Source organism: Rhizorhabdus sp. P4_G5, from assembly GCF_056401065.1.
In genome coordinates this window covers 522,803-546,982 of the sequence record NZ_JBFUKB010000003.1, presented here as the reverse complement: position 1 = coordinate 546,982, position 24,180 = coordinate 522,803, and the positions used below count along the sequence as shown (strand labels likewise).

Sequence of the window (24,180 nt, the reverse complement as noted above, 5' to 3'; positions counted from 1 at the left end):
GCTCAGGCTGCCAGCCTGGCCCGCGCCGCCAGGGCCCCGCCGAACAGATGCGACAGGACGAGCAGCCGGCGATGGCCCCGGCCGATCGGCAGTTCATCGGTCACACCTATTCCGCCGTGCAGCTGGGTCGCATCCTGCGCCAGCCGCAGCGCCGCGTCGGCGACATACGCTTTGGCGGCGGTGACCGTGCGAGCCCGATCACCGTCCTCGACCAGCGCCGCCTTGAGCATCATCGAGCGCGCCTGCTCAAGGATGACGAACAGGCGCGCAACGCGGTGCTGGACCACCTGGAAGCTGCCGATCGGCGCCCCGAACTGCCGCCGTTGTTGCACATATTCGACGGTTTGCCCGTACAGAGTCGTCATCGTGCCCACCATCTCGGCGATCGTCGCCAGTTCGGCATCCGAAATCGCCGCGTCGAGATCGGCCGCGGTCACATCAAGCGCCTCTACGGCGACGCTGTCGAACCGAAGCTCGGCGGCGATAGTGCCGTCGGCAAGGCGGACGGGCGTGCGGCTGAGCCCGGCTGCCTCAGCGGACATCAGGACCGCCCCTTGCCGCTCCGGCAAGGCGATGACGAAGGCGCTCGCGTCCATGCCATAGCGCACGATATGCGCCTGTCCGTGGAGGCTGGCGCCTTCATGCCGCAAGCCATCGCCCGCGGCATAAGCAAGTATCGCTTCGCCCTGCACCACCGGTTGCACCCATTGCGCGATCTGCTCTGCCGTACCGCAGCGCCCGATCAAAGCAGCGCAAAGCAAGACGCTCTCGGCAAGCGGCGTGATCGCCATGGCGCGACCCAGTTCCTCCGCCACGATGGCCGCATCCTGCGACCGCCCGCCCGTGCCACCCGCTCGTTCGGGCAGGAGGAAAGCGAACAGCCCGAGGTCGGCCAATGCCCACCAATCCTCGTTCGATATCGGCCCGCGCCCCATGCTGGCCATGTCCTGACGGCGCTCAAGAAAACGGCGAACCATATCGCGGAGCATCGCCTGCTCCTCGCTCGGCTCCAGATCCATCGTCAGAGCCGCTCGACGATCGTGACGTTGGAAATGCCGCCGCCCTCGCACATCGTCTGCAAACCATAGCGTTTGCCCCGCGCGTGCAGCGCGTGAACCAGAGTCGCCATCAGCTTGGTGCCGGTCGCGCCGAGCGGGTGGCCAAGCGCGATGGCGCCGCCATTGACGTTGAGCCTGGCCGGATCGGCATCCAGCGCCTTGAGCCATGCGAGCGGGATCGATGCGAACGCCTCGTTGACCTCGAACAGGTCGATGTCGTCGAGCGTCATGCCGGCCCGCGCCAGAGCACGGCGGGTCGCAGGGATCGGCTCTTCGAGCATGATGACCGGATCGCCGGCGGTGACGGTAAGGTTCACCACCCGGGCGATCGGGGTGAGCCCGTGCGCCTTCACCGCCGCCGCCGACGCGACCAGCACGCCGCTCGCGCCGTCGCAGATCTGACTGGCGGTGGCGGCGCTCAGCGTGCCGCCCTCGCTCAGCAGCTTGACCGAGCCGATCGATTCCATGGTCGATTCAACGCGCACGCCCTCGTCGCGATCATGGACAATCTTCTCGCCGGCAGCGGTGGTGACCGGGATCGGCACGATCTCACTGGCAAAGGCGCCGGCGGCGATCGCCGCGGCGGCCTTCTGGTGGCTGTCGAGCGCGAAGCGGTCCATCGTCTCGCGATCGAAGCCATATTTGTCGGCGATCACCTGGGCACCGTAAAACTGGCTGAATTCCGGGACGCCATAGCGTTGCTGGATGCTCTTGGCGAACGGGCCCTCGCCCATGCCGGCCTGCGCCGCCAGGGTCAGCGGCGATCCCATGAAGACGCGCGACATGCTCTCGACGCCGCCGGCGATGACCAGATCCTGCGTGCCCGACATCACCGCCTGTGCGGCGAAATGCAGCGCCTGTTGCGAAGAACCGCACTGGCGATCGATCGTCACCGCGGGGACGCTGTCGGGCAGGCTCGATGCCAGCACGATGTTGCGGCCGAAGGCGAAACATTGCTCGCCGACCTGGCTGACGCAGCCGATGATGACATCGTCGATCGCCGCCGGATCGACGCCGCTCTCCGCGACCAACGCATCGAGCACGGCCGCGCCGAGATCGGCGGGGTGCCAGCCGGCCAGCCGGCCATTGCGGCGACCGCCGGCGGTGCGGCGGGCGGAGATGATATAGGCTTCGGGCATCGATCAGATCCTCTTGTAGGGCATCACAAGCCAACGGCCTGCTTGGCGATGACGGTGAGCTGTATTTCGCTGGTGCCGCCAAAGATCGACCAGGCGCGGCTGTTGAGGTAGCGCGCCGCGGCGATCCGGGCATCGGGAGAGCCGACCGGCGCCGGCATGTCGGATCGATAAAAGGGCCGCTCGACCGGAAGCTGCAAGGCCGCCAGCCCGAACGCGTCGACCGCGAGTTCGTCGATCCCCTGGCGTATCTCGGATGCGACCAGCTTGGTGATGAGGCTGCGCGGCCCAGGCTGGAGGCCCGCTTCAACTTCGATCAGGGTGCGCAGCTCGGTCATCTCCAGCGCCTCGGCCTCCAGCGCGAGCCGGGTCGCGCGCGGCGCGAGTTCACCCTCGAACGCTCCGGCAGCAGCGCGCAGCCGGGCAAGGTCGGCGACGAGTTGCGGCCCGAAGGCGGAACCGCCGCGTTCATTGTCGAGCAGGAATTTGGCGATCGTCCAGCCCTGCCCTTCATCGCCGACACGATTGGCGACCGGCACGCGGGCATCGTCGAGAAACACCTCGTTGAGTTCATGATCGCCCGAGGCGCTGAGGATTGGCCGCACCGTCACGCCGGGGCTGGCCATGTCAATCAGCAGGAAGGATATGCCGCGCTGCGGCTTGGCTTCGGGATCGGTGCGGACGAGGCAGAACAGCCGATTGGCGAACTGCGCCTGCGTCGTCCAGATCTTCTGCCCGGTGACGACATAAACGTCGCCGTCGCGCACCGCGCGGGTGCGCAGGCTGGCCAGATCCGATCCGGAGCCGGGCTCGGAGAAGCCCTGCGCCCAGAAATGCTCGCCGCTGCGCAATTTGGGCAGATATTCGGCTTTCTGCGCCTCGGTGCCGAAGTGGCAGAGCACCGGCCCGATCAGCTTCAGGCCCATGAACGGGAGAACCGGCGTGCCGGCCTCGGCGCATTCCTTCTCGAAGATCCAGCGCTGGATCGGGGTCCAGCCGGGGCCGCCCGCCGCGCGCGGCCAATGATAGACGAGCCAGCCCTGCGCCTCGAGGATCGCCTGCCATTCGCGCGCGATATCGGGCTCGGCGAACACGCCCGAGGTGAGGCCGGCGCCACGCCGCAGATGATCGGGCAGCGCCTCGCCGAGGAACGCGCGAACCTCATCGCGGAACGCGGCCTGCGCGGGAGTCAACGCAAGATCCATGCTCAGCGCTCGACGATCGCAACGGCCGAAACCCCCGGCGCGCCATAGACATGACTATAGCCGATACGCGGCTCGCCCGGCACCTGGCGCGCGCCGGCGGCACCGCGCAGCTGCATGAAATTCTCATAGACTTGGCGCAGGCCCGATGCCCCGATCGGCTCGCCGCAGGCAAGGCAGCCGCCATCAGTATTGACCGGCAGGCGGCCGCCGATCCGGGTGCGACCTTCGGCGATCCACGCCTCCTGCTCGCCATCGGTGCAAAAGCCGTTTTCGGCGATATGCATGATCTCGGCACCCACTTCGGTATCCTGGAGCTGGGCGACGCCGATCTCATCCGGCCCGACACCCGCCATCTCGAACGCCGCCTGCGACGCCAGGATTGTCGGTGATCGGCCACGCKCGACGTCGAGCGATGGCGAGAACACTTCGAACGAGCCCGCGGGCCGGCTGCGCACCGCGGCCGCGCGCAGCCGCACCCCGGGCAGCCCGAGCGCCCGAGCGCGCTTTTCGCTGGCGAAGATCAACGCCACCGCGCCCTCGGCGGGCGAGCAGAACATGAATTTGGTGAGCGGATCGCTGACCATCTGCGACGCAAGGATCGTCGCGGCATCGACCGGCTCGCGCCGCCAGGCATGATCAGCCAGCGCACCATTGGCGAAGGCTTTCTCGGCGACCGCGGCAAGTGTTTCCCGCGAGATGCCATGGGCCGCCATATAACGCTGGATCTTCATCGCGAAGAATTGCGTCGTCAGCATCAGGCCGGTGTCGCCATACCAGTCGGGCAGTCCCCAATCGGCCGGCTTGGGATCGAAGGCGCCGCGCGGATGCTTGTCGAAGCCGATCGCGATGCCCAGGTCGAACTCGCCCGATTTGATCGTCGAATAGGCGCCGAACATCGCCGAGCCGCCGGTCGCGCAGCCATTGGCGACATTGACGAACTGGAGCCCGGTCAGACCGAGTTCGGCGACCATTGTGTCGGCATTGCCGGCCGAATCCGATCCCCCGAACGCGAACTGGATGTCTCGCCATGCGAGCCCGCTGGCGGCGAGCGCCGCGCGCACGGCATAGACGCCCTGCTGCATGCCGCTGCGACCGGGCGTGCGGCCGAACGGGTGGATGCCGGCGCCGACGATGAAGACGTCGCTCATCGATCGCTCTCGCGGGTGAAGGCATAGGTCGTCCGCTGTTCGCCAGTCGCGAGCGCGAAACTTTCGGTGACGAGTCGCATCGGCAGGTCGATGCGCAGCGCATCGAAGGCGATGCCGGTCAACCGCGCTTCGACGATGATCGTATCGCCGAGCTGGACATAGCCGACGGCATAAGGCTCGAACGCCTCCGGTCCGGCATAAGGTGGCGACTTCGGGCGGAAACGCTGTACGGTCCACGACCATAAGCGGCCGGTGCGCGGCAGCGGCACAATCTCAAACCGCTCTTCGTCGGCCGGCGCCGGAAAGGTGATGCGCCCCGTCTCGCGGTCGCGGCCGCCAAGCAGCAGCGGTTCGCCATCGGCATCAAAGTTGAAAAGGCGTTCCGCGATCGGGGCAACAAGGTCGGGCATGAGCACTCTCTCCTGCCCGTCATCTTAGGTGGGCCGGCCTGCCCCGGCTTCTGACCAAAGCGTCAGCGCATCATGCCCAGGAAGCCGAGCTGCGCCGCCTTGAACAGGGTCTGATCGCGATTGACTGCGTCGAGCTTGCGTGAGGCGGCGCGGATGTGGAAGCGCACCGTCGTCCGCTGCAGCCCCAATATGATGCCGATCTCGTCATTGGTCTTGCCCGCTGCCGCCCACCGCAGACATTCGACCTCGCGCTTGCTGAGCGCTGCGCCCGACAGGGTGGAGCGGCGGCGTTCGGTGACTTTCACATAGCTCTGGATGAAGGTGCGGGCGCAAAGCGCCAGCGCCTCGGCATGGGCCGCGAACGGCGCCGAAAGATCCTCCTCCGCCGGATCGGGCGACAGGAAGCTGGAGGCTCCGATCTGCCCGAAAGGCAGATGAACCGGCACCACGATCGCGGCGCTGGTCAGCGCCCGTTGGCGAAAGTCCACAAGATCGAGGGCATCGAGCAGCGGGTTGGGTGTCCGCGGGTGGAAGCCGCTAGCATTGCACCAGAAGGGTTCGCTTTCCACCCGGCATGCGTTTGCCAAGGGAGATGACAACGCGAATTGGGGAAATTGCCACCAGCGCGCCTCCGCATCGGTAAAACCGAAGACGTCGCCGGCCAGTACCGCGCCATCGGCATCGCGCATCGGCTCCTGCACTGCGATATTGTGGCAGATGGCGGTGCGCAGGCCGCAGAGCCTTGCGACGGTGTCGCGTAACGCCTCGGCAGCCGAACGGATATGCGCGAAATCGGTGATCCGGAGGGGATCGAGCGCCGCCTGGTTCACTATGGCGGCCATCAATCCTCCTTAGGGTCCAGACTCATAACTTATGAGGTCGTGACAAGGGGAAGAGGGCTCGTGGCAAGGCGCAAGCGCAGGCGGATAGCAGCGCTATCCGACAAGCGCGCAACGCAGCCGCGGGCGCTCTTTCCCCTTGTCCTTCGGGTGGCGCGGAAGCGGGCGATCCGCAGCGTCGAACGATCTCGACGTGGCGCCGCCACGCCTTCGGCCGTCCTCCTCGCGTCTCATCCCGCTTTCGCACCATCACGGCCTCATAAGTTATGGATCTGGACCCTAGTCCGCCGGCGTGAGGCAGAGCCCATCGAAGAACGGGCGGCAAAGCGCATCTGCAACCTCTTCGGGCGTCTGCTTGCTGGCCAATGGCGGATACCATTTATAAGCCCAGTTGCACATGCCGAGAAAGGCATATGCGGTCAGCATCGGATCGCAGTCGCGAAACTGGCCGCGCTCGACGCCGCTGATGATGATCGCCCGCAGCCGATCGAAATAATCGTTCCGCCGGGCGCGGATCTGAACGCGCATCTTACCTTCCAGATCGCCATAATGATCCATGAAGGCGCGGACATAGCCGGGGTGATCGGCTATCTGGCGCAGGATGTCGATGCACGCCGAACGCAGCTGGCTGCGGGGATCGCCTTCTTCCTCGCCACTGCTGGCCAAGCCATCGAGCAACGCGCCGATATGCCGGTCGTGGATGGCATAGAGGATGGCGTCCTTGCTGGGAAAATAATGGTAGAGAGTCGGCTTGCCGAGGCCGACTTCGTCGGCGAGCATCTGCATCGACGCCTTATGATATCCCACTTTGTCGAACAACGCTGCGCAATGCTGGATGATCTCGGCGCGCTTTTCGTCATGTGCTTCGGTGGTCGGTCGTTTCTTGATCGGTGTTCGCACCATGCCCGGTCCATTCTAATCTCTCTCGACCGCCCGGTCGGATGCGTTCGACGATGCCCCGCCGATGCTGACGACGCAAGCAGGAGATGCAGGTGATGACAAAACTCAGGCGTCCATGGCCGTCGCGCCCACCACCCAGGCGGAGAGCCCGCTGGTCGGAACCGCGCAGAGGACCGCTTCCGCTATCGCCGCCTCGCTCGCGCCGGCCTTGCGGGCACCGGTCATGTGCACATTGGCCCAGCTACTGTAATCAGCCGTCAACACCGTGACGAGCAGCAGCTCCGCATTGGCCTTGCCGAGCGCGGTGCCCGATAATGTTCCTTCGCGCATCAGATAATAAGCGTCCGCCCCAATCGGCACCAGCTCGAGCAATTTGCCGAGTGACGGCGGCATCGACCCGAAATAGGCTAGGAAATTCGCCTCGGCCTCACCGGGCGCGACGCTCAGATCGTCTTCGGCCTGATCGGGCTCCGCAGCGTCCGGATAGGCCTGCAGAAACAGGCCGCGATAGCGCAAAGCGGCGCCCTCGCCGCGCACGCTGGCGAGGATCGCGATCGCAGCACCCGCCTCCCCCTCGCTCAGGCCGGCATCGCGGGCGCCCGTCAGCTCACGCAGCGCCATCTCCTCATAGCTTTTCACCGTTGCCGCACAGGCCACGAACAGCCGCTTGATCCGCGCCGGGATGGCGCCGTCGCTGTCGATCACCGATCGGAAACGTCGATAGCCGGCCACCGTCTTTGGCGCATCGTGGCAGAGACGCCCGGCCGCCAGCAGGGGATTTGCGCCAGTCAGGGGCATCCACATTCCTCTCATTTCATTAGACCGCTCGGTCGGGCGACCACGCTATTCGGCTCTCCCGAAGAGGTCAATTGACCACAAGGAGATTTGACGACCGACCAGCCGGTCGAGTAATCTGTCGGCTATTCGAGTCTGTCGCGAACCGGCGATGGATCGCCGCAGAGAAGGAGCTTTATGCCAGATTTCGCAGGCCGCGTCGCGCTGATCACCGGCGCTGCTTCGGGCATCGGGCTGGCGACGGCGCAGCTTTTCGCCGCCCAAGGTGCGACCGTGCTGCTGGCCGATCGCAATGCCGAAGGGCTTCAAGCCGCGCTGCAGGGCCTGGGTGCGGGATTGCACGCAGCGTTTCCCTTCGACGTGACCGACGAAGCCGCGTGGATCGTGGTGGCGAAGCGGATCGCGGACGATCACGGCCGGCTCGACATCCTCGTCAACAATGCCGGTTATGGCAGCTTCAAGTCGATCGCCGATACATCGCTCGATCAATGGCGGTCGATCCTCGCGGTCAATCTCGACAGCGTGTTCCTCGCGACCAAATATCTGCTACCGCTGCTGGCAGCATCGGGACGCGGCGCGATCGTCAACATGTCGTCGATCCGCGGCATCGTCGCCGCGGCCAATACCGGTTCCTATTGCGCAGCGAAGGGCGGCGTCCGTCTATTCACCAAGGCGACGGCGCTCGAATGCGCGGCACTCGGCAACGGGGTGCGCGCCAATTCGATCCACCCGGGCCATATCGCTACGCCGCTCTCCGCGCCGGCTTATGCCGATCCGAAGATCGCCGAGAAACTTCTCGCTGACGTGCCGCTAGGCCGGATCGGTGAGGCATCGGAGATTGCCGACGCGATCCTGTTCCTGGCGGGCGACCAATCGCGATATATGACCGGCGCGGAACTGGTGCTAGACGGCGGTACGACGGCGCAATGACGATGTCCGATCGATGGGACCTGACCGGCAGCATTGCGGACCTCGCGCCGGTCATCGATCGGATCGATATCCTGGTCAACAACGCCGGCCTTGTCCGCTTGTGCCGCGAGGGCTAAAACCAGAAGCGCGCGCCCATGACGAGGCTGGTGGACGATGGCCCCTCCCCTGCGGCGCGGGCGTAGCGGGCGCCGTCGCCCAGCTTGCGTTCCCAATTGACGCCCACATAGGGCGCAAATTCGCGGGCGAACTCGTATCGCAGGCGAAGCCCCAGCTCGAAGTCGGAAAATCCCGAACCGATGCCGAGTGCCGGGACGTCCTGGGCGGCGACGTTGATTTCGGCGGCGGGTTGGAGGATCAGCCGCTGGAAGATGCGTTGATCATAGCTTCCCTCCAGTCGCAGATGCACGTCCCCCTTCTCGGACAAAAAGGCCTTCGCTTCGAGCCCGAACCAGTAAGGAGCGAGACCTTCGATGCCGATCGTAGCGTAGGTGCGCTGGGGTCGGGGACGAAAATCCTGCCGGATGCCGCCGACGAGGTTCCACCAAGGGTCGATCGCGCGGCTGTACAGCGCCTGCACTTCCACGCTCTCCAGCGTGCCGCCGACGTCCCCTTCACCTTCCGACCTGATGGCCAGACGGTTGATGTCGCCGCCGATCCAGCCTTCGCCTTCCCAATTATAGCCGTCCCGCCCCTTTCGCGCACGATATTCGAAACGCTCCAGCATCAGCTCCGAAAAGCTCATGCCGCCGCTCTCCCTGGTCATCGCCGAGCGGGCGCGCGCCATGGCGGCGGCGTCATAAAAGGCTTCGGCGGCATGGTCGGTCGGGATCGGCGGAGCCACGCCCTGCGGAACGATATTGCTGGTTACAGGCGCAACATGGCCGGCATGGGGATCGGCTGGCCGATCCTGCGCGGGCATCGCCTGCGCCGGCGGCGTCTCATGCGCGCCATGCTCCATCTGACTATGGTCCATTTGCGCGAACGCGGGCGCGGCCGTGCTTGCGAACAGTAACGCGACAGCTTCGATCATTCCGCGCGTCATGCTGCTGCTCCGTCATGGCGGACGGTGACGATCCGCATCATCCCGGCGTGCATGTGCATCAGCATATGGCAATGGAACGCCCAGTCGCCGAGCGCATCGGCAGTCAGGTCGAAGCTGATCTTGCCGCCCGGCAGGACGTTCACGCTATGCTTTCGGGGGTTGTGTGCGGCATCCTCACCGGTCAGCAACTGAAAGAAATGGCCATGAATGTGAATGGGATGCGGCATCATGGTGTCGTTGATAAGGGTAACGCGGACTCGCTCCATATGACGAAAGGCGATCGGTTCCGCGCCGTCCGACAGCTTCACGCCGTCGAACGACCACATATAGCGCTCCATGTTGGCCGTCAGGTGGATGTCGAGCGAGCGGGTCGGTGCGCGCGTGTCGTCATTGGGCTCGAGCGCCCGCAGGTCGGAATAGGTAAGCACCCTATGGTCGACATGCTCCAGCCCTGTCGGGCGGTCACCAGTGCGGTCGGCCGGCATCGGCGCCAGGGTCGCTACGCCTGGCCCCACTGATACATGCGGCGCCGCGGACGGATCGAGCATCTTCATGCTGTGGCCGGCCATGCTGGAATTGGCGGGCTTGCTGAGGTCGATGACGCCCCCCTGGCCCATGTCCATGTCGGACATGTCCATGCCCATGTCCTTCATGGTCAGCAGTGGGCGCTTCCGCAATTCAGGAATCGAGGCGACCATGCCAATCTCCGGCGCGAGCGTTGCGCGAACCAGCCCCGACCGGTCGATGGCTTCGGCAATCAACGCATGGGGGGCCGCGTCCACCGGCTGGACGATCACGTCGTAGGTTTCGGCAATGCCGATCTGGAACTCGTCCGTCTCCACCGGCTGGACGTGCTGACCGTCGCACTGGACCACGGTCATCGGCAGACCGGGCAGGCGAATGTTGAAATTGGTCATCGCCGAGGCATTGATGATACGCAGGCGGACGCGTTCTCCCGGCACGAACAGACCAGTCCAGTTTTCCGCCGTGCCATGGCCATTCACCAGGAAGCTGTATGTCGACCCGGTGACATCGGAAATATCGGTGGGATCCATGCGCATCGCGCCCCACTCCATCCGCTCCTTCAGACTCTGGCCTTCGCCCTTCAGCAGATCGGAGAGCGTTTGGCGCCGCATATTATAATAGCCGCCCATCTGCTTCAGGCGCGTCAGGAGCATATGGGGGTGGACCGGCGACCAGTCTGAAAGGACAATCACATGCTCGCGGTCGCTATGGACCGGATCCGGACCGGCGGGATCTATGACGATCGGGCCATAATGACCCATGGCCTCCTGCATACCCGAATGGCTGTGGTACCAGTAAGTGCCGGACTGGCGAATGGGAAACTCATAAGAGAAGGTCTCACCGGGCCGGATTCCAGGGAAACTGATGCCAGGAACGCCATCCATCTGAAACGGGACGATCAGGCCGTGCCAGTGGATCGACGTATCCTCCTTCAGATTGTTGGTTACCGCGAGACGAACGGTCTGCCCTTGCTTGAGTCGGATAAGCGGTGCGGGGATCGTGCCGTTGATGGTGATTGCATGGCCCGATCGCCCGCCCGTGCCGAAATGGCTTTCGCCTACCGTCAGCGCGATCGTCTCGCCCGAAAGAACCCCGGGCGCTGGATGGAGTCCGGCGGTTCCGCTTCGCGCCCAGGCAGGGAAAGCCTGAGCAAGCGTAAGGGCGGCGGCGCTCTTGAAGAAGGTTCGGCGATCGACGGCAAATTGGTTCATGCCTGCTCATACGCGGGAGGATGTTCAATCCCTTAAAATATCCGCAAGCTTGGCGCGGGCGCGAGATAGCCGGGTTTCGACCGACTTTTCAGTGATTTTCAGGACTAGCGCGGTATCTGCCTGGCTCATCGCTTCCACCGTGCGAAGGAGAAGGACATCCTTGAGCGCAGCCGGCAGCGCGGCGACCGCGGCGTGGATCCGGGCCAGATCCCTCTGCGAGTGTAGCGCCTCTTCTGGCGATGCGCCGGAATCGGCAAGATCGAGCGCGTCGTCGATGGGCCTGGCAAAGGTGAAGAAGCGCCTCACCGCCCTGCGCCGGGCCCAGTCGCGACATTTGTTGAGCGCGATCCGGGCGATCCAGACGTGAAATGGACGCGTCGGATCGTAGCGCGCGAGCGCGGCGAAAGCGGCGACGAAGGTCTCTTGCGTGATGTCGAGCGCTTCATCCGGGTCACCGACATGGCCCCGCGCAAGCCGCCAGACCGCGTCGCGGTGACGCCGCATCAATATGCCATAGGCGGATTGCTGCCCTTCCAGCGCGCGGGCAGCGAGCACGCTATCCTCGGGCTCGGCTTCACTCACCGGGCCGGCTGCGTCAGCGCCTTGACGATGGCTGCATCAAACTCCGCCGCCTGGTCGGGCCGCAGCACTCCACGCATCGTGAAGATATGCTGAAGCGTCTCCTTTTGCAGTTGCCCCATGACATGGTGCGAACGATCGACAGCCGCGCCAACCTGCGGGCCATAGCCATGTTCGGCGGTGATCGCTTTCGCTAGCCGCTCATTGTCGACGCGCATTTCCGCCTCCAGTGCCTCGCGGCGCTTGGCGAAAGCGGCCTCCAGTTGATGGATGCGCTGCTCCTGTGCAGGGTCGAGCTTCAGCCGCTGGTGCAGCAAGGCGTGCACCTGGCTTTCGACACGCGGCGCGGGCGCCAGCCACGTGCGCGCGACGAGCACCGCAGCGAGCGCTGCCGCAAAGGCCGTCACGGCGACGAGAATATAGCGCCCGGGACTCATTGGCCGAGCAAGAGCGAGGGCGCATAGTCCGACATGCCAATCGGCAGCGACGCGGCCTGCGCCGGGGATACGGGCACGATACTGCCCGCCCAGCCTACGCCGATCGCCAGCAGGGCCGCCAGCATCATGCTGCGCCGGGCGATCAGCTGGTCGCGGCGATGTGCGAGACCTTCGATCACGGCGCCTTCGATATGTTCAAGCCGGGCATCGGTCGGCATCGTCCGCATCGCGCCCAGCATCCGGTCCAGATCGGTCATCGTATAATCTCCATCGTCACGATCGCATACGCATGACGATGCATCCACCCCTTGCCCAACAGACCGGAAAAGTTCGACGCACAGGCAAGGGTTTGGGCAAGTCCATGCGTAATCCTCCAGAATCACCCCGAATGGAGATCACCGATGACCCGCACTTTTCTGATCACCGCCGCCGCTATCGCAGTGGCCATGCCCGGCATCGCCAGCGCGCACGCCAAACTCCTCTCGTCGAACCCGGCCGCCAATGCCGTGATCGCCAAGCCGACCAAGTTGACGCTGACTTTCTCCGAGACATTCCTCGCGCCGATGAGCGGCGTCGATCTCACCATGACCTCTATGCCGGGGATGGCCGACCACGCGGCGATGCCGATCAAGGGTTTCAAGACCAGCATCGAAGGCAAGACGATGACCATCACCCTGCCTCGCGCCCTTCCTGCCGGCAGCTATGATCTCAAATGGCATATCGTCGGCGCCGACCAGCACAGGATGGAAGGCGGCTACACCTTCGACGTGAAGTAAGCCGGGATGGCGGAGGGGGCATTGCTCGGCGCGCGGTTTGCGCTGATGATCGACCTGGCGTTGCTCATGGGGACGCTGATCGTCGCCACTTTGGTGGTAAGCGGCGCAATCAACGCTGCCATGATCGTGGGCGTGGCGCAGCTGCCGGTGCTGACCGGGAGCCGCTATGGCTGGCTGCTGGGCACCAAGCTGGCGTTGTTCGGACTGATGCTGGCGCTGGCCGCGGCAAATCGCTGGAGGCTGACGCCCGCGCTGGAAAGCAGCGCACCGCAGCGCGCGGTAGCGCATCTGCGGCTGTCGCTGCTCATCGAAACGAGCGCCGCGATCGCCATCATCGGACTGGTGGCCTGGCTGGGCACGCTGGACCCGATGGCATGAGTCGCCCCGTCAGGCGGGGCTCGTCCATGTAATCCATTCCAGAATTCCGCAGTATCCGGGACAGGATATCAAATGTTATCGTAGTGCTACAGATTTTGGCAAGATCGCCCGGTCAGAACGAGCTACACTAGCGCATCAATGAGTTAGGAAGACCGCGATGCGCGTGGGCACTGTCAAGGAAATCAAGAATCACGAATATCGCGTGGGCCTGACGCCGGAGAGTGCGCGCGAGTTGATCGCCCACGGCCACGAGGTTTGGGTCGAAACCGGCGCCGGCAACGGTATCGGCGCGTCCGATAGCGACTACACGGCCGCGGGTGCGCTCATCAAGGCAACAGCCGCCCAGATTTTCGCCGAATGCGAGATGGTTGTGAAGGTCAAGGAACCGCAACCAATCGAGCGCGCGCAGCTGCGCAAGGGTCAGATCCTCTACACCTATCTCCACCTCGCGCCCGATCCGGAGCAGACTGCCGATCTGGTCAAGTCGGGCGTCACCGCAATCGCCTATGAGACCGTGACCGGCGCGGATAACTCGCTGCCGCTGCTCAAGCCCATGAGCCAGGTTGCCGGCCGCATGTCGATCCAGGCCGGCGCCACCGCGCTCGAAAAGGCCAATGGCGGCCGCGGCGTGCTCCTTGGCGGCGTACCCGGCGTGCTTCCCGCAAAGGTCGTGGTAATCGGTGGCGGCGTGGTTGGCTTCAACGCGGCGCAGATGGCCGTCGGCCTCGGCGCCGACGTGACCATTCTCGACCGTGATCCGGCCGTTCTCGAACGACTCGACAGCCATTTCGAAGGCCGTGCGCGCACGCTCTATTCGGGCCGCGCCGCGCTCGCCACCGAAGTGGCCGCGGCCGATCTGGTGATCGGTGCGGTGCTGGTTCCCGGCGCCTCTGCGCCCAAGCTGGTGACCCGCGACATGCTCGGCACCATGATGCCTGGCGCGGTCCTCGTCGATGTCGCAATCGACCAGGGTGGCTGCTTCGAAACCAGCCATGCCACGACCCATGCCGAACCGACCTATGTCGTAAACGGGATCGTTCATTACTGTGTGGCCAACATGCCGGGTGCCGTTGCTCGGACCAGCACCTATGCGCTGAACAACGTGACCCTGCCGCACGCGCTGCGGATCGCCGATCTCGGCTGGAAGGCCGCGCTCAAGGCCAATCCGCACCTCGCAGCAGGCCTCAACGTCCATGAGGGCCAGGTTACCTACGAAGCCGTCGCGCGCGACCTCGGCTATGACCATGTCCCGGTGGGCAGTCTGCTCGGCTGATCTTCGCAGGCACGCGCACGATTAGGCCAGTTGAGTATCTCTCCGATCAATGGTGGCCGCAAACCCGGCGAGGCGTCCTGCAATCAAGCGCTCGGCATCACCGACGATCGTGGCGATCAGATCGGCAACGGAAGGGATGTCGTGGATCAGGCCCTGCACCATGCCGGCGGTCCAGATACCATGTTCCGGATCTCCCTTGATCAACCCCTCGCGCCCGCGCGCGCCCTTGACCAGGTGCGAGATCGCCTCGAACGGATTGCCCTCGCGCTCGATTCGGACCGCCTCGAGCGCGATGCCGTTCTTCGCCACGCGGGCGGTGTTGCGATAGCTGCGGAACAGCAGCTCGGTCGCCCGCTCGTCGTTGTTCACGATGGCCTGCTTGATGTTGTCGTGGATCGGCGCTTCCTTGGTCGCACAGAAACGCGTGCCCATGTTGATGCCTTCGGCGCCGAGCGCAAGGGCGGCAACGAGTCCGCGGCCATCGGCGAACCCGCCCGACGCCAGCATCGGAATCCTGACCTTGTCGGCCGCCGCAGGAATCAGGATCAGCCCCGGAATATCGTCCTCGCCGGGATGGCCGGCGCATTCGAAGCCATCGATCGACACCGCGTCGACGCCCATGCGCTCGGCCGCCAGCGCATGCCGGACAGCCGTGCACTTGTGGATCACCTTGACGCCGTGCGCCTTGAAGGCATCGACATGCTCCTGCGGCTTGTAGCCGGCGGTTTCGACGGCCTTGATGCCGCTCTCGATGATCGCGCGGCGATACTCGTCATAAGGGGGTGGGTTGATCGACGGCAGGATGGTCAGGTTAACGCCGAACGGCTTGTCCGTCATGTCGCGCGTCCGGGCGATCTCGCGCACCAGCGCCTCGGGGGTCGGTTGGGTCAGCGCCGTCAGAAAGCCGAGGGCGCCGGCGTTCGCGACAGCGGAAACGAGCTCCGCGGTGCCCACCCACTGCATGCCGCCTTGCGCAATAGGATGCTCGACTCCGAACATCTCCGTGAACCGCGTTCTCATCACTCTCACCACTTTTCCAGACCGGCCGCCGACAAATGGCTGCCAGTACTCTGCTGACACATTAGCGGCGCGGCGCGGAAATCCAATTCTGCTAGTTGATCAATTGTTCCCTAAAAATAAGGGGCACGCACGACGAGCCCTTCGCTGCACCGCCTCCGCGATCATATGCGGCGATCCCATGACGATAATGCTTGAACATAACGAGAACATGGTCAAAGAGCGATCGCGAGAGTGTGGCCAGCCTGCGGGGATGGCGGACCCGAAGGCACTCACATGGGTAATTGCTGGTGCCGCCCGAATCACCTAGTCGCCGGATGTGAGCTGCCAAAGCAGCCTATAGGAGGGATGATGCTAGACGAGATGGATCGAGCCTACTTCTCGCAGAAGTTGAGGCATGCAACAGAGAAAGCCGAAGCGGCCCAGGATGTGAATACGGCCCGAAGCTACAGCGCCCTGGCTGCCGAATATGAGCGCAGACTGAGGGAATTACCGGAACCGCGGTTCGCCTGATTGCGGCGATTTGTCACAAACACTCCGCCGGGGTTTATCACTTGATGGACCCCGGTTCGGCGTGATCCAACAATGTTTGCCGGCCGCCGGGCGACAGCTGCCCTCCGATCAGGTCCAGCCGCAAGCCTGCCACACCATGCTCACCGGAACATGCCCAAGTTCGACCGACCGAATCCTTGGCCGATTCAGGCCGGCCGCATCATGATATCAGCATATCAACAGGGAACGGCGTGGTGGAGCTGAGGGGAATCGAACCCCTGACCTCTGCAGTGCGATTGCAGCGCTCTCCCATCTGAGCTACAGCCCCGCACGCCGGGCGCCCCCTCTACCCGCAGCGCGGTGGCGATGCAACAGCACATGAGGGTGTGCGGCCATCTCTCCGACACGCTGGCTGGTCCGCCACTTCGCTCTATGTAAAGCGCGGCTAGCTCTTGATGCGGTGCAGCATCAGGCCCACAAGAGCGCCATGGCCGATGCAGAAACTGTGAAGCGCTCCGCGACCGGCATGCCACTGCCCGATGTGGTGGCGCTGGTGCTGCAGGGCGGCGGTGCCCTGGGCGCATTCCAGGTCGGGGTGTTTGAAGCGCTCGACTCGGCGGAGATCGAGATCGACTGGATCTCAGGCATTTCGATCGGCGCGGTCAACGCGGCGATCATCGCGGGAAATCCCCGCGGCCGCCGGCTCGAGCGGCTGCACGCCTTCTGGGACCGGATCACGGGCGCGCTGCCGGCGCTGGCGGTTCTCGACGGCAATTTCGGCCGCGAGGCGCTGCACCAGACGGCGGCGGCGATGGTGGCGATGTTCGGTGTGCCCGGCTTTTTCCGGCCGCGATTGCTGCCGCCGCTGCTGGCACCGTCGGGTTCGATCGAAGCGTTGAGCTTCTACGATAGCGCTCCGCTGGCCGCCACGCTCGACGAGCTGGTCGACTGGGAGCTGCTCAACGATGGCCCGATGCGCCTTTCCGTCGGCGCGGTCGAGGTAGAGAGCGGCAATTTCCACTATTTCGACAACCGCTCCGAGCGCATCGACGCCCGTCACATCATGGCCTCGGGTGCGCTGCCGCCAGGGCTTCCACCGGTCGAGATCGATGGCAAGCTGTGGTGGGACGGCGGCCTCGTATCGAACACCCCGCTCGGCCATATCGTCGATCACCAGCAAACCGACATGCTGGTGTTCCAGGTGGACCTGTTCTCCGCGCAGGACGAGCGGCCGAAGACCATGCTCGACGTGCTGGCTCGCGAAAAGGAGATCCGCTTTTCCAGCCGCACCCGCCAGATCTCGAACCAGCTTGTCCGCGCGCGCCGCGAAAACCAGCGGGTAGCAAAGCTGCTCGACAAGCTGCCCGCCGACATGGCCGACGATCCCGACGTCATCGCACTGCGGGCGGCCACGCGCGAATCGAGCCTCAACCTCGTCCAGCTCATCTACCGCGCCAACGCCTGGGAAGGCGGTTCGCGCGACTATGAGTTTTCGCAACGCACGATGCGGGATCACATTGCCGCTGGCCGCGCGGCGATCGCCGAGACGATGACCAAGTCGGGGTTGATCGCCCGCAACATCTATGACGGCAAGACCGCCGCCTTCGATCTCATCTGACCATCAACTCGACGGAGAAAGACCCATGTTCCTGAAGGGCAAAACTGCGCTGATAACAGGCTCCACCTCGGGAATCGGCCTTGCTTATGCCAAAGCGATCGCAGGCGAAGGCGCGAATGTCGTGATCAACGGCTTCGGCGATGCGGCCGCCATCGAGGCGGAACGCAAGGGGCTGGAGGCGCTGAGTGGCGCGCGCGCGCTCTACAGCGGACATGATCTGTCGAAGGTCGACCAGATCGAGGCGATGATGACCGAGGCCGCCGCCGCGTTCGGCGGGGTGGACATCCTGATCAACAACGCCGGCGTCCAGCATGTCGCGCCGATCGAGGAATTCCCGGTCGAGAAATGGGACCTGATCATCGCGCTCAACCTGACCAGCGCCTTCCACACCGCGCGGCTTGCGCTGCCATGGATGAAATCGAAGAAGTGGGGTCGAATCATCCAGACGGCCTCGGCCCATTCGCTGACCGCCTCACCGTTCAAGTCGGCCTATGTCACCGCCAAGCACGGCCTGGCCGGCCTGACCAAGACGATCGCCCTCGAGGCGGCGACCTTCGGCGTGACCGCCAATTGCATCAGCCCCGGCTATGTCTGGACGCCGCTGGTCGAAAAACAGATTCCGGACACGATGAAAGCCCGCGGCATGACCAAGGAGCAGGTGATGAACGACGTCCTGCTCGCCGGCCAGCCCACCAAGCAGTTCGTCACGGTCGAGCAGGTCGCGGCGATGGCGCTCTTTCTGTGCCGCGACGATGCGGCGTCGATCACTGGAGCCAATATGTCGATCGATGGCGGCTGGACTGCGCAATAGGAGGCTAAGCGCGACTTCCGCAGCGCTTGCCAAGCGTAGCGGGGCGGGGCAGGCTGCGTTTCTTTGAGCGAGAGGAGACGATCGCTTGTTGCGTTCGAGAGCCGCCCCGGTCCTGTCCGTGTTGCTGATGCTGGCGGGCTGCGGCGGCAAGTCGCTCGAGACCAAGGCGCCCAAGGCGCGTCCCAATGACTGGCATGCGATCGTGACGCCCACCGATCGGGAGCGGCTGGCGCGGTGGCGCTCCGCCTGGATCACCGGTCTCGAAAAGGCGACGGCCGCCGGCAGGAGCGCGCAGATCGCGGCGCAGGGCGCGCTGCTCAAGCCCGATTTCGCGCTTGACGATCCGGTCACGCCACCCGGCGATTATAGCTGCCGTGTCGTCAAGATGGGTGCGCAGACCCAGGGCATGCTCGAATTCGTCGCCTATCCGCCGTTCACCTGCCGGATAACCGCCGAGGAAGGGCGAATCCATCTTGCCAAGATCGACGGCTCGCAGCGTCCGGTGGGCGACATCTTCCCCGACGAAGGTTCGCGGATGATCTTCCTTGGCGCGATGACGCTGGGCGACGAGGCACGACCCCTGCCCTACGGCCGGGATGCCGAACGCGACATGGCGGGGATTGTCGAGCGGATCGGTCCGCGGCGCTGGAGGGTCGCCTTTCCCTACCCCCGCTGGGAATCGACGATCGACATCCTCGAACTGATCCCGAAAGGATAGCATGAAAGCCATACTGCCCCTCCTCGCGCTGGGCGCTTCGCTTGCGGCAGCGCCAGGTCGTGCCGATCCGCTCGGCCAGGCAGTGGCGGCGGACTTGCCAAGCCTCATCGCCATCTATCGCGATCTCCACATTCATCCCGAACTGAGCTTCAAGGAAGGGCGCAGTGCCGGGATCATGGCCGTTGAGGCGAAGAAGGCTGGCTTCACCGTGACGACCGGCGTTGGCGGCACCGGCGTCGTCGCGGTAATGAAAAACGGGCCCGGACCGGTTCTGCTGCTGCGCGCGGACATGGACGCCCTGCCGGTTACCGAGCAGACCGGCCTCCCCTATGCCAGCCAGACCCCCGGGGTGATGCACGCCTGCGGCCACGATACCCACATGACCAGCTGGATCGGCATTGCCCGCCGCATGGCTGCGATGAAGGATCGCTGGTCGGGTACGCTGGTGATGATAGGCCAGCCAGCGGAGGAGATCGGCTCCGGCGCGCGCGCCATGCTCAAGGACGGGCTTTACACCCGCTTCCCCAAGCCCGGCACCGTGATCGCCTTCCATGACTCCGCGTCGCTGAAGGCCGGGACGATCGGCTATGTCGACGGCTATATCATGGCGAACGTCGACTCGGTCGACGTGGTGGTGAAGGGGGTCGGCGGGCATGGCGCCTATCCGCACCTTGCCAAGGATCCGATCGTCACGGCGGCGCGCATCGTGACGACCCTGCAGACGCTGATCTCGCGCGAGACCGATCCGCTCGAATCGGGCGTGGTCACGGTCGGCAGCTTCCAGGCCGGTACCAAACACAACATCATACCGCCCGAAGCGAAGCTCCAGATCACCGTGCGATCCTACAAACCAGAGGTGCGCCAGCATCTGCTCGACGGCATAGCCCGTATCGCCAGGGGCGAGGGCATCGCCGCCGGCATGGCCGACGACCAGCTTCCGGTGGTCACACTGCAGGACCAGCGCACGCCGGCCACGTTCAACACCCATGAAATCACCAGCAGGATGGCCGAGATATTCACCGCGCGTTTCGGCAAGGAGCGGGTGCAGCCGGTGCGTGCCCAGATGGGCGGCGAGGATTTCAGCGAACTCTACCTGGCCGACACCTCGATCCAGTCGATGCTGTTCTGGGTAGGCGGCGTGCCCAGGGAAAAGTGGGAAGCCGCCGGCGGCGACATCGGCAAGCTGCCGTCGATTCACAGCCCATTGTGGGCGCCCGACGCCGAAGCGGTGATATCGACCGCGGTAGAGGCGATGACCACCGCAGCGCTGACGGTGCTGGCAAAGAGCTAGGATCCGTGATGGGCAAGAGGGAGATCGCGTCCAACAACGGTCTGCCTTGAGCGGGCGTTTGCGGTGACGATGCGTTTTCGCATGACGGCAACGAGGCCGGCAAGAGATGCAGCCCGCTTGTTCTCAAGGCTGCGGAGTTCGGGCGGAGATCATCCCTCGGCTGGACGAGCGCGAAGCCGGCTTCGCAGACCGCTTCACCGCTCCTGACGGCGCGCGGTTCATGCCAGCGCATATCGCCCCTATGATCGTCAGCCTGTGTTGCGGGGAAGTGTTGCCCTCGGCGGCGGCCAGCCATTACCCTGCCTGCCATTCACCCGGGGAGCATCGATGACGGATCTTTCAGACCTTGTTCGCCGGATCGAACGAAGCGAAGCCCGGCAGGCCATTGCCGAACTGCCCGCGCGCTACGCGATCGCGGTGGATTCGCGCGATATCGACAGCTGGGTGAACCTGTTCGTGGAGGACGTGGACTGCGGCAAGCGCGGAAAGGGCCGCGATGTGCTGCGCGGCTTCATCGCCCCGAGCGTGAAGACCTTCTATCGGTCGATCCACCAGATCTGCGGCCACGTGATCGACTTCATCGATGACGACACTGCGACCGGCACGGCCTACTGCCGGGCCGAGCACGAGGACGGCGACAAGTGGATCGTCATGGCGATCATCTATTATGACCGCTACGTCCGGCGCGATGGCAGCTGGTACTTCGAACGCCGGCAGGAGAAGCACTGGTATTCTGCCGATCTGCTCGAGCGGCCCCACACCCCCTTCCAGCTCTGGGACCGGTGGGCCGCCCGTCTGCCTGACCTGCCGGGCAGCTTCCCCACCTGGGCGCCGTTCTGGGAGGGGACCGACAAGGACGTGCTTGCCGGGCTGACCAGCCAGCCTTGAGCCGGACACCCTTCGCCGCAGTCCCGCAAGATCCATCGCGCGTGCCGCACTGATCATGGCGTTAGCGCCGATGGCTTGATCAGGCTTATCGAAATCTGCGCAAAGGATCGCAGTCCCGATGGTTTGACTGATCTGACGACGAAAGACCGGTGAGGGGTTCACGGTCCCTCATCTGGAGATACATTTCCCGACATAAACATGACCGGGAGAGATGCGGCGCGCGCTGGCCTGACTCGATCCCGATGCAGCGGCACTGGACCACCCTACAAGGAGCATGAACCATGAGTGAGCCCCAATTCCGCGGCAAGACCGCGCTGGTCAGCGGATCGGGAGCAGGGATCGGCCGGGCTTCGGCCCAGGCCTTTGCCGCCAAGGGCGCGCGCGTCATGGTCTGCGACATCAGTCTCGCCGATGCTGAGGAGACGGCCGCGATGATCCACGCCGCTGGCGGCGAGGCCGAGGCGATGCAATGCGATGCCACCGACGACGCTGCGGTCGAGCGCCTGATTCAGGCCACGCTCGACCGGTTCGGCTCGCTCGACTTCGCCCATAACAACGTGGGCTGCGGAACCGGTAAGGCCCTGGAAGACCTTACCGAAGCCGATTACCAGTTCTCGGTCGATACCTCGTTCAAGTCCTGCTACCTTGGCCTGCGGTATGAACTGCCGGTGATGCGCGCGCGCGGGGGCGGCGTGATCGTCAATACCGCGTCGATGTCAGCCATCAGCACGACGCAGGCGGCCGACATCGTCTATGCCGGAGCCAAAGCAGGGGTCATTCAGATGACCGCGCACGCCGCGCGGGGCTATGCCCAGCACAACATCCGGGTGAACTGCGTCGCGCCCGGCCTGGTGGCGACCAAGATCATCAGCCAGATGTACAGCCACGAGGAGCAGGTCGGCTTCGCCGCCGATCACCTGATCAAGCGTCCCATCAAGCCGGAGGAAGTCGCTGCTGCGGTGACCTTCCTGTGTTCGGCCGAGGCGGCGATGATCACCGGCATCGTCCTGCCGGTGGACGGCGGCCAGAACGCCAACCGCTGACCCGCAAGGGAACCCCAGGCTGTTGAGCCGGGCAGGCTGCGCAGGAAACTGGCTGGCCCATGCAGCCGACGCTCTTGAAGACCGCACGGTCAACACAGGCGCGATATTGCCGCGAAGCACCCTTGCCAGCAACGACCCCTCCGACAAGGGTGGCATTGATACAAAAGTGGAAGAGATAGTGTGACCACAGCCCCGACCCTTACCACGCCCGCTGACCTCGCGCCGCTATTGGAGCCGCTGACTATCCGCGGCGTGACCTTGCCGAACCGCTTCGTGATGTCGCCGATGACGCGCAGCTTTTGTCCGGACAACCTGCCCGGCGACGATGTGGTGGGCTACTATGCGCGGCGCGCCGAGGGCGGCACCGGCCTGATCCTGACCGAAGCGATCGGCACGGACCATCCCGCCGCAGCCGGCGATACAGGACTGGGCGAGGCCAATCTGCCGCTGTTCAGGGGCGAGCGCACGGTGAACGCCTGGGCGCGGGTGGCCGATGCCGTCCACGCGCGCGGCGGAGTCATCTTCCCGCAGCTGTGGCACCAGGGGCCGATGCGGATGCCCGATGGCGTGACTCCGGCCTTCTCTCCTTCGGGGCGCTACGGGGACCCCTCCAAGGCGGCGGACTACTATATCGAAAAGGCGAAGATCATATCGGCCGCGGAGATGCCGGTACCGACCGACGAGGACATCGCGGACGTGGTGGCGGGCTTCGGCCGGGCGGCGCGCGATGCTGTCGCGGCCGGCTTCGACGGTCTCGCCCTGCACGGGGCCCATGGCTATCTGATCGATGCGTTCCTCTGGGCCGAAACCAACCACCGCCCGGCCCCCTGGGGCGGCGACGCTGTAGCGCGCACCCGCTTTGCTGTGGAAGTGGTCAAGGCCTGCCGCGAGGCAATCGGCCCCGATCGTCCACTGATCTTCCGGTTCTCACAATGGAAGCAGCAGGATTTTCGCGCCAAGCTGGCCGAGACCCCCGGCGAGCTCGAGGCGATCCTGGGCCCGATCAGCGACGCCGGAGTCGACCTGTTCGATGCCAGCGTGCGCTTCTTCAACACGCCGGCCTTCCCGCAGGAGAACGAACTGTCGCTGGCGGGCTGGGCCAAGAAGCTGACCGGCAAGCTGACCGGCGCCGTGGGCGGCATCGGCGTCACCAAGGGCATGTACGACACGACCTCCGTCTCGGCCGAAGCGTCCAACAATCTCGGCATGCTGCTCAAGCGTTTCCTGGCAGGTGAGTTCGATGTCGCGTCGGTCGGACGCATGATCCTGCACGATCCGCAGTGGGTCACCAAGGCCCGCACCGGCGCGCCGCTGCCGGCATTCGACCCGGATTCGCTGAATCGCCTGACCTGACAGGCAGGAGCGGCAGGTGCTCGCGCCGGGCCTGCTGCCTCGCAGCGCAAAAAAGCGCTGGCGTGAAGTTCGTGCTACTCGATGATGCCGAGCACAGTGCCGACTTCGTAAAGCTCGCCAGCTTCCTTCAGGATCTTGAGCGTGCCGGTGGCCGGGCTCTCGACCTCGTTGGTCGACTTGTCGCTTTCGAGCGCGAACAGCGGCTGACCTTCGATTGCTTCGCCGCCATCAGCGACGAGCCACTCGGCAAGCGTTCCCTCGTTCATCGAGAAGCCAAGCTTAGGCAGGAGCACTTCGGTTGGCATAT

General features: G+C 64.8%; 27 protein-coding genes and 1 tRNA gene. 12 read left to right on the top strand and 16 right to left on the bottom strand.

The window, feature by feature from the left end; all coding sequences use genetic code 11:
• Positions 1–2: 2 nt before the first annotated feature.
• From AC1DQK_RS06970 to AC1DQK_RS06935, 8 genes are all read right to left on the bottom strand, one after another.
• Positions 3–1,019, bottom strand: coding sequence for an acyl-CoA dehydrogenase family protein (locus AC1DQK_RS06970; RefSeq protein ID WP_477868765.1), 1,017 nt, complete (start codon positions 1,017–1,019; stop codon positions 3–5).
• Positions 1,020–1,021: 2 nt separating this feature from the next.
• Positions 1,022–2,197 carry an acetyl-CoA C-acetyltransferase gene (locus AC1DQK_RS06965; RefSeq protein WP_477868763.1) on the bottom strand — a complete coding sequence of 392 codons (1,176 nt, stop codon included), beginning with the start codon at positions 2,195–2,197 and terminating at the stop codon, positions 1,022–1,024.
• A 23-nt stretch (positions 2,198–2,220) separates the two neighbouring features.
• Positions 2,221–3,399 (bottom strand): acyl-CoA dehydrogenase family protein, encoded by a 1,179-nt coding sequence (locus AC1DQK_RS06960; protein WP_477868761.1) that lies wholly within the window; start codon positions 3,397–3,399, stop codon positions 2,221–2,223.
• A gap of 2 nt (positions 3,400–3,401) precedes the next feature.
• A complete protein-coding gene (locus AC1DQK_RS06955; protein WP_477868759.1) occupies positions 3,402–4,547 on the bottom strand; it encodes a thiolase family protein in 1,146 nt (381 codons plus the stop codon).
• Positions 4,544–4,957 (bottom strand): Zn-ribbon domain-containing OB-fold protein, encoded by a 414-nt coding sequence (locus tag AC1DQK_RS06950; RefSeq protein ID WP_477868757.1) that lies wholly within the window; start codon positions 4,955–4,957, stop codon positions 4,544–4,546. Before AC1DQK_RS06950 ends, AC1DQK_RS06955 begins: the two co-directional genes overlap by 4 nt.
• 62 nt (positions 4,958–5,019) lie before the next feature.
• Positions 5,020–5,799 carry a helix-turn-helix transcriptional regulator gene (locus AC1DQK_RS06945; RefSeq protein ID WP_477868755.1) on the bottom strand — a complete coding sequence of 260 codons (780 nt, stop codon included), beginning with the start codon at positions 5,797–5,799 and terminating at the stop codon, positions 5,020–5,022.
• A gap of 276 nt (positions 5,800–6,075) precedes the next feature.
• A complete protein-coding gene (locus tag AC1DQK_RS06940; protein WP_477868753.1) occupies positions 6,076–6,699 on the bottom strand; it encodes a TetR/AcrR family transcriptional regulator in 624 nt (207 codons plus the stop codon).
• Between the two features lie 102 nt (positions 6,700–6,801).
• Positions 6,802–7,494: a carboxymuconolactone decarboxylase family protein gene (locus AC1DQK_RS06935; protein ID WP_477868751.1), complete on the bottom strand. Its 693-nt coding sequence runs from the start codon at positions 7,492–7,494 to the stop codon at positions 6,802–6,804.
• A 174-nt stretch (positions 7,495–7,668) separates the two neighbouring features.
• On the opposite strand from AC1DQK_RS06935, the gene AC1DQK_RS06930 reads away from it, so the two are divergent.
• Positions 7,669–8,421 (top strand): SDR family NAD(P)-dependent oxidoreductase, encoded by a 753-nt coding sequence (locus AC1DQK_RS06930; RefSeq protein WP_477868749.1) that lies wholly within the window; start codon positions 7,669–7,671, stop codon positions 8,419–8,421.
• A gap of 112 nt (positions 8,422–8,533) precedes the next feature.
• On the opposite strand, the gene AC1DQK_RS06925 is transcribed toward AC1DQK_RS06930, so the two are convergent.
• The 5 genes from AC1DQK_RS06925 to AC1DQK_RS06905 are packed head-to-tail and all read right to left on the bottom strand — an operon-like array spanning position 8,534 to position 12,472.
• A complete protein-coding gene (locus AC1DQK_RS06925) occupies positions 8,534–9,463 on the bottom strand; it encodes a copper resistance protein B (protein WP_477868747.1) in 930 nt (309 codons plus the stop codon).
• The gene (locus AC1DQK_RS06920; protein ID WP_477868745.1) at positions 9,460–11,199 is read right to left on the bottom strand and encodes a copper resistance system multicopper oxidase; all 1,740 of its coding nucleotides are present in this window, start codon (positions 11,197–11,199) and stop codon (positions 9,460–9,462) included. The genes AC1DQK_RS06925 and AC1DQK_RS06920 overlap by 4 nt, the downstream gene beginning before the upstream one ends.
• Positions 11,200–11,223: 24 nt before the next feature.
• Complete coding sequence (locus AC1DQK_RS06915) at positions 11,224–11,781, bottom strand: RNA polymerase sigma factor (protein ID WP_477868743.1); 558 nt, start codon at positions 11,779–11,781, stop codon at positions 11,224–11,226.
• A complete protein-coding gene (locus tag AC1DQK_RS06910; protein WP_477868741.1) occupies positions 11,778–12,215 on the bottom strand; it encodes a periplasmic heavy metal sensor in 438 nt (145 codons plus the stop codon). The genes AC1DQK_RS06915 and AC1DQK_RS06910 overlap by 4 nt, the downstream gene beginning before the upstream one ends.
• Entirely contained in the window at positions 12,212–12,472 is a 261-nt protein-coding gene (locus AC1DQK_RS06905; protein ID WP_477868739.1) for a hypothetical protein, read from the bottom strand. The genes AC1DQK_RS06910 and AC1DQK_RS06905 overlap by 4 nt, the downstream gene beginning before the upstream one ends.
• 144 nt (positions 12,473–12,616) lie before the next feature.
• Between AC1DQK_RS06905 and copC the strand changes: the two genes are divergently transcribed.
• From copC to ald, 3 genes are all read left to right on the top strand, one after another.
• Positions 12,617–12,991, top strand: a complete 375-nt coding sequence (gene copC / locus AC1DQK_RS06900) for a copper homeostasis periplasmic binding protein CopC (protein ID WP_477868737.1) — start codon at positions 12,617–12,619, stop codon at positions 12,989–12,991.
• Between the two features lie 6 nt (positions 12,992–12,997).
• Entirely contained in the window at positions 12,998–13,369 is a 372-nt protein-coding gene (locus AC1DQK_RS06895; RefSeq protein WP_477868735.1) for a CopD family protein, read from the top strand.
• 157 nt (positions 13,370–13,526) lie between these two features.
• The gene (gene ald, locus AC1DQK_RS06890) at positions 13,527–14,642 is read left to right on the top strand and encodes an alanine dehydrogenase (protein WP_477868733.1); all 1,116 of its coding nucleotides are present in this window, start codon (positions 13,527–13,529) and stop codon (positions 14,640–14,642) included.
• Positions 14,643–14,663: 21 nt separating this feature from the next.
• On the opposite strand, the gene AC1DQK_RS06885 is transcribed toward ald, so the two are convergent.
• Complete coding sequence (locus AC1DQK_RS06885; protein WP_477868731.1) at positions 14,664–15,662, bottom strand: NAD(P)H-dependent flavin oxidoreductase; 999 nt, start codon at positions 15,660–15,662, stop codon at positions 14,664–14,666.
• Positions 15,663–16,403: 741 nt separating this feature from the next.
• Positions 16,404–16,479, bottom strand: a tRNA-Ala gene (locus tag AC1DQK_RS06880).
• 159 nt (positions 16,480–16,638) lie between these two features.
• On the opposite strand from AC1DQK_RS06880, the gene AC1DQK_RS06875 reads away from it, so the two are divergent.
• From AC1DQK_RS06875 to AC1DQK_RS06840, 8 genes are all read left to right on the top strand, one after another.
• Positions 16,639–17,769 carry a patatin-like phospholipase family protein gene (locus AC1DQK_RS06875; protein ID WP_477868729.1) on the top strand — a complete coding sequence of 377 codons (1,131 nt, stop codon included), beginning with the start codon at positions 16,639–16,641 and terminating at the stop codon, positions 17,767–17,769.
• Positions 17,770–17,794: 25 nt separating this feature from the next.
• Positions 17,795–18,580 (top strand): 3-hydroxybutyrate dehydrogenase, encoded by a 786-nt coding sequence (locus AC1DQK_RS06870; protein ID WP_477868727.1) that lies wholly within the window; start codon positions 17,795–17,797, stop codon positions 18,578–18,580.
• Between the two features lie 85 nt (positions 18,581–18,665).
• Positions 18,666–19,298 carry a DUF4893 domain-containing protein gene (locus tag AC1DQK_RS06865; protein ID WP_477868725.1) on the top strand — a complete coding sequence of 211 codons (633 nt, stop codon included), beginning with the start codon at positions 18,666–18,668 and terminating at the stop codon, positions 19,296–19,298.
• Position 19,299: 1 nt separating this feature from the next.
• Positions 19,300–20,589: an amidohydrolase gene (locus AC1DQK_RS06860; RefSeq protein ID WP_477868723.1), complete on the top strand. Its 1,290-nt coding sequence runs from the start codon at positions 19,300–19,302 to the stop codon at positions 20,587–20,589.
• Positions 20,590–20,916: 327 nt separating this feature from the next.
• Positions 20,917–21,477 (top strand): nuclear transport factor 2 family protein, encoded by a 561-nt coding sequence (locus tag AC1DQK_RS06855; RefSeq protein ID WP_477868721.1) that lies wholly within the window; start codon positions 20,917–20,919, stop codon positions 21,475–21,477.
• A gap of 281 nt (positions 21,478–21,758) precedes the next feature.
• Entirely contained in the window at positions 21,759–22,520 is a 762-nt protein-coding gene (locus tag AC1DQK_RS06850) for an SDR family NAD(P)-dependent oxidoreductase (RefSeq protein ID WP_477868719.1), read from the top strand.
• A 22-nt stretch (positions 22,521–22,542) separates the two neighbouring features.
• The gene (locus AC1DQK_RS06845) at positions 22,543–22,704 is read left to right on the top strand and encodes a hypothetical protein (RefSeq protein WP_477868717.1); all 162 of its coding nucleotides are present in this window, start codon (positions 22,543–22,545) and stop codon (positions 22,702–22,704) included.
• Positions 22,701–23,873 (top strand): oxidoreductase, encoded by a 1,173-nt coding sequence (locus AC1DQK_RS06840; RefSeq protein ID WP_477868715.1) that lies wholly within the window; start codon positions 22,701–22,703, stop codon positions 23,871–23,873. The genes AC1DQK_RS06845 and AC1DQK_RS06840 overlap by 4 nt, the downstream gene beginning before the upstream one ends.
• Before the next feature lie 74 nt (positions 23,874–23,947).
• Here AC1DQK_RS06840 and AC1DQK_RS06835 read toward each other — a convergent pair whose 3' ends face one another.
• Positions 23,948–24,178, bottom strand: a complete 231-nt coding sequence (locus tag AC1DQK_RS06835) for a biotin/lipoyl-containing protein (protein ID WP_477868713.1) — start codon at positions 24,176–24,178, stop codon at positions 23,948–23,950.
• Between the last annotated feature and the right edge of the window lie 2 nt (positions 24,179–24,180).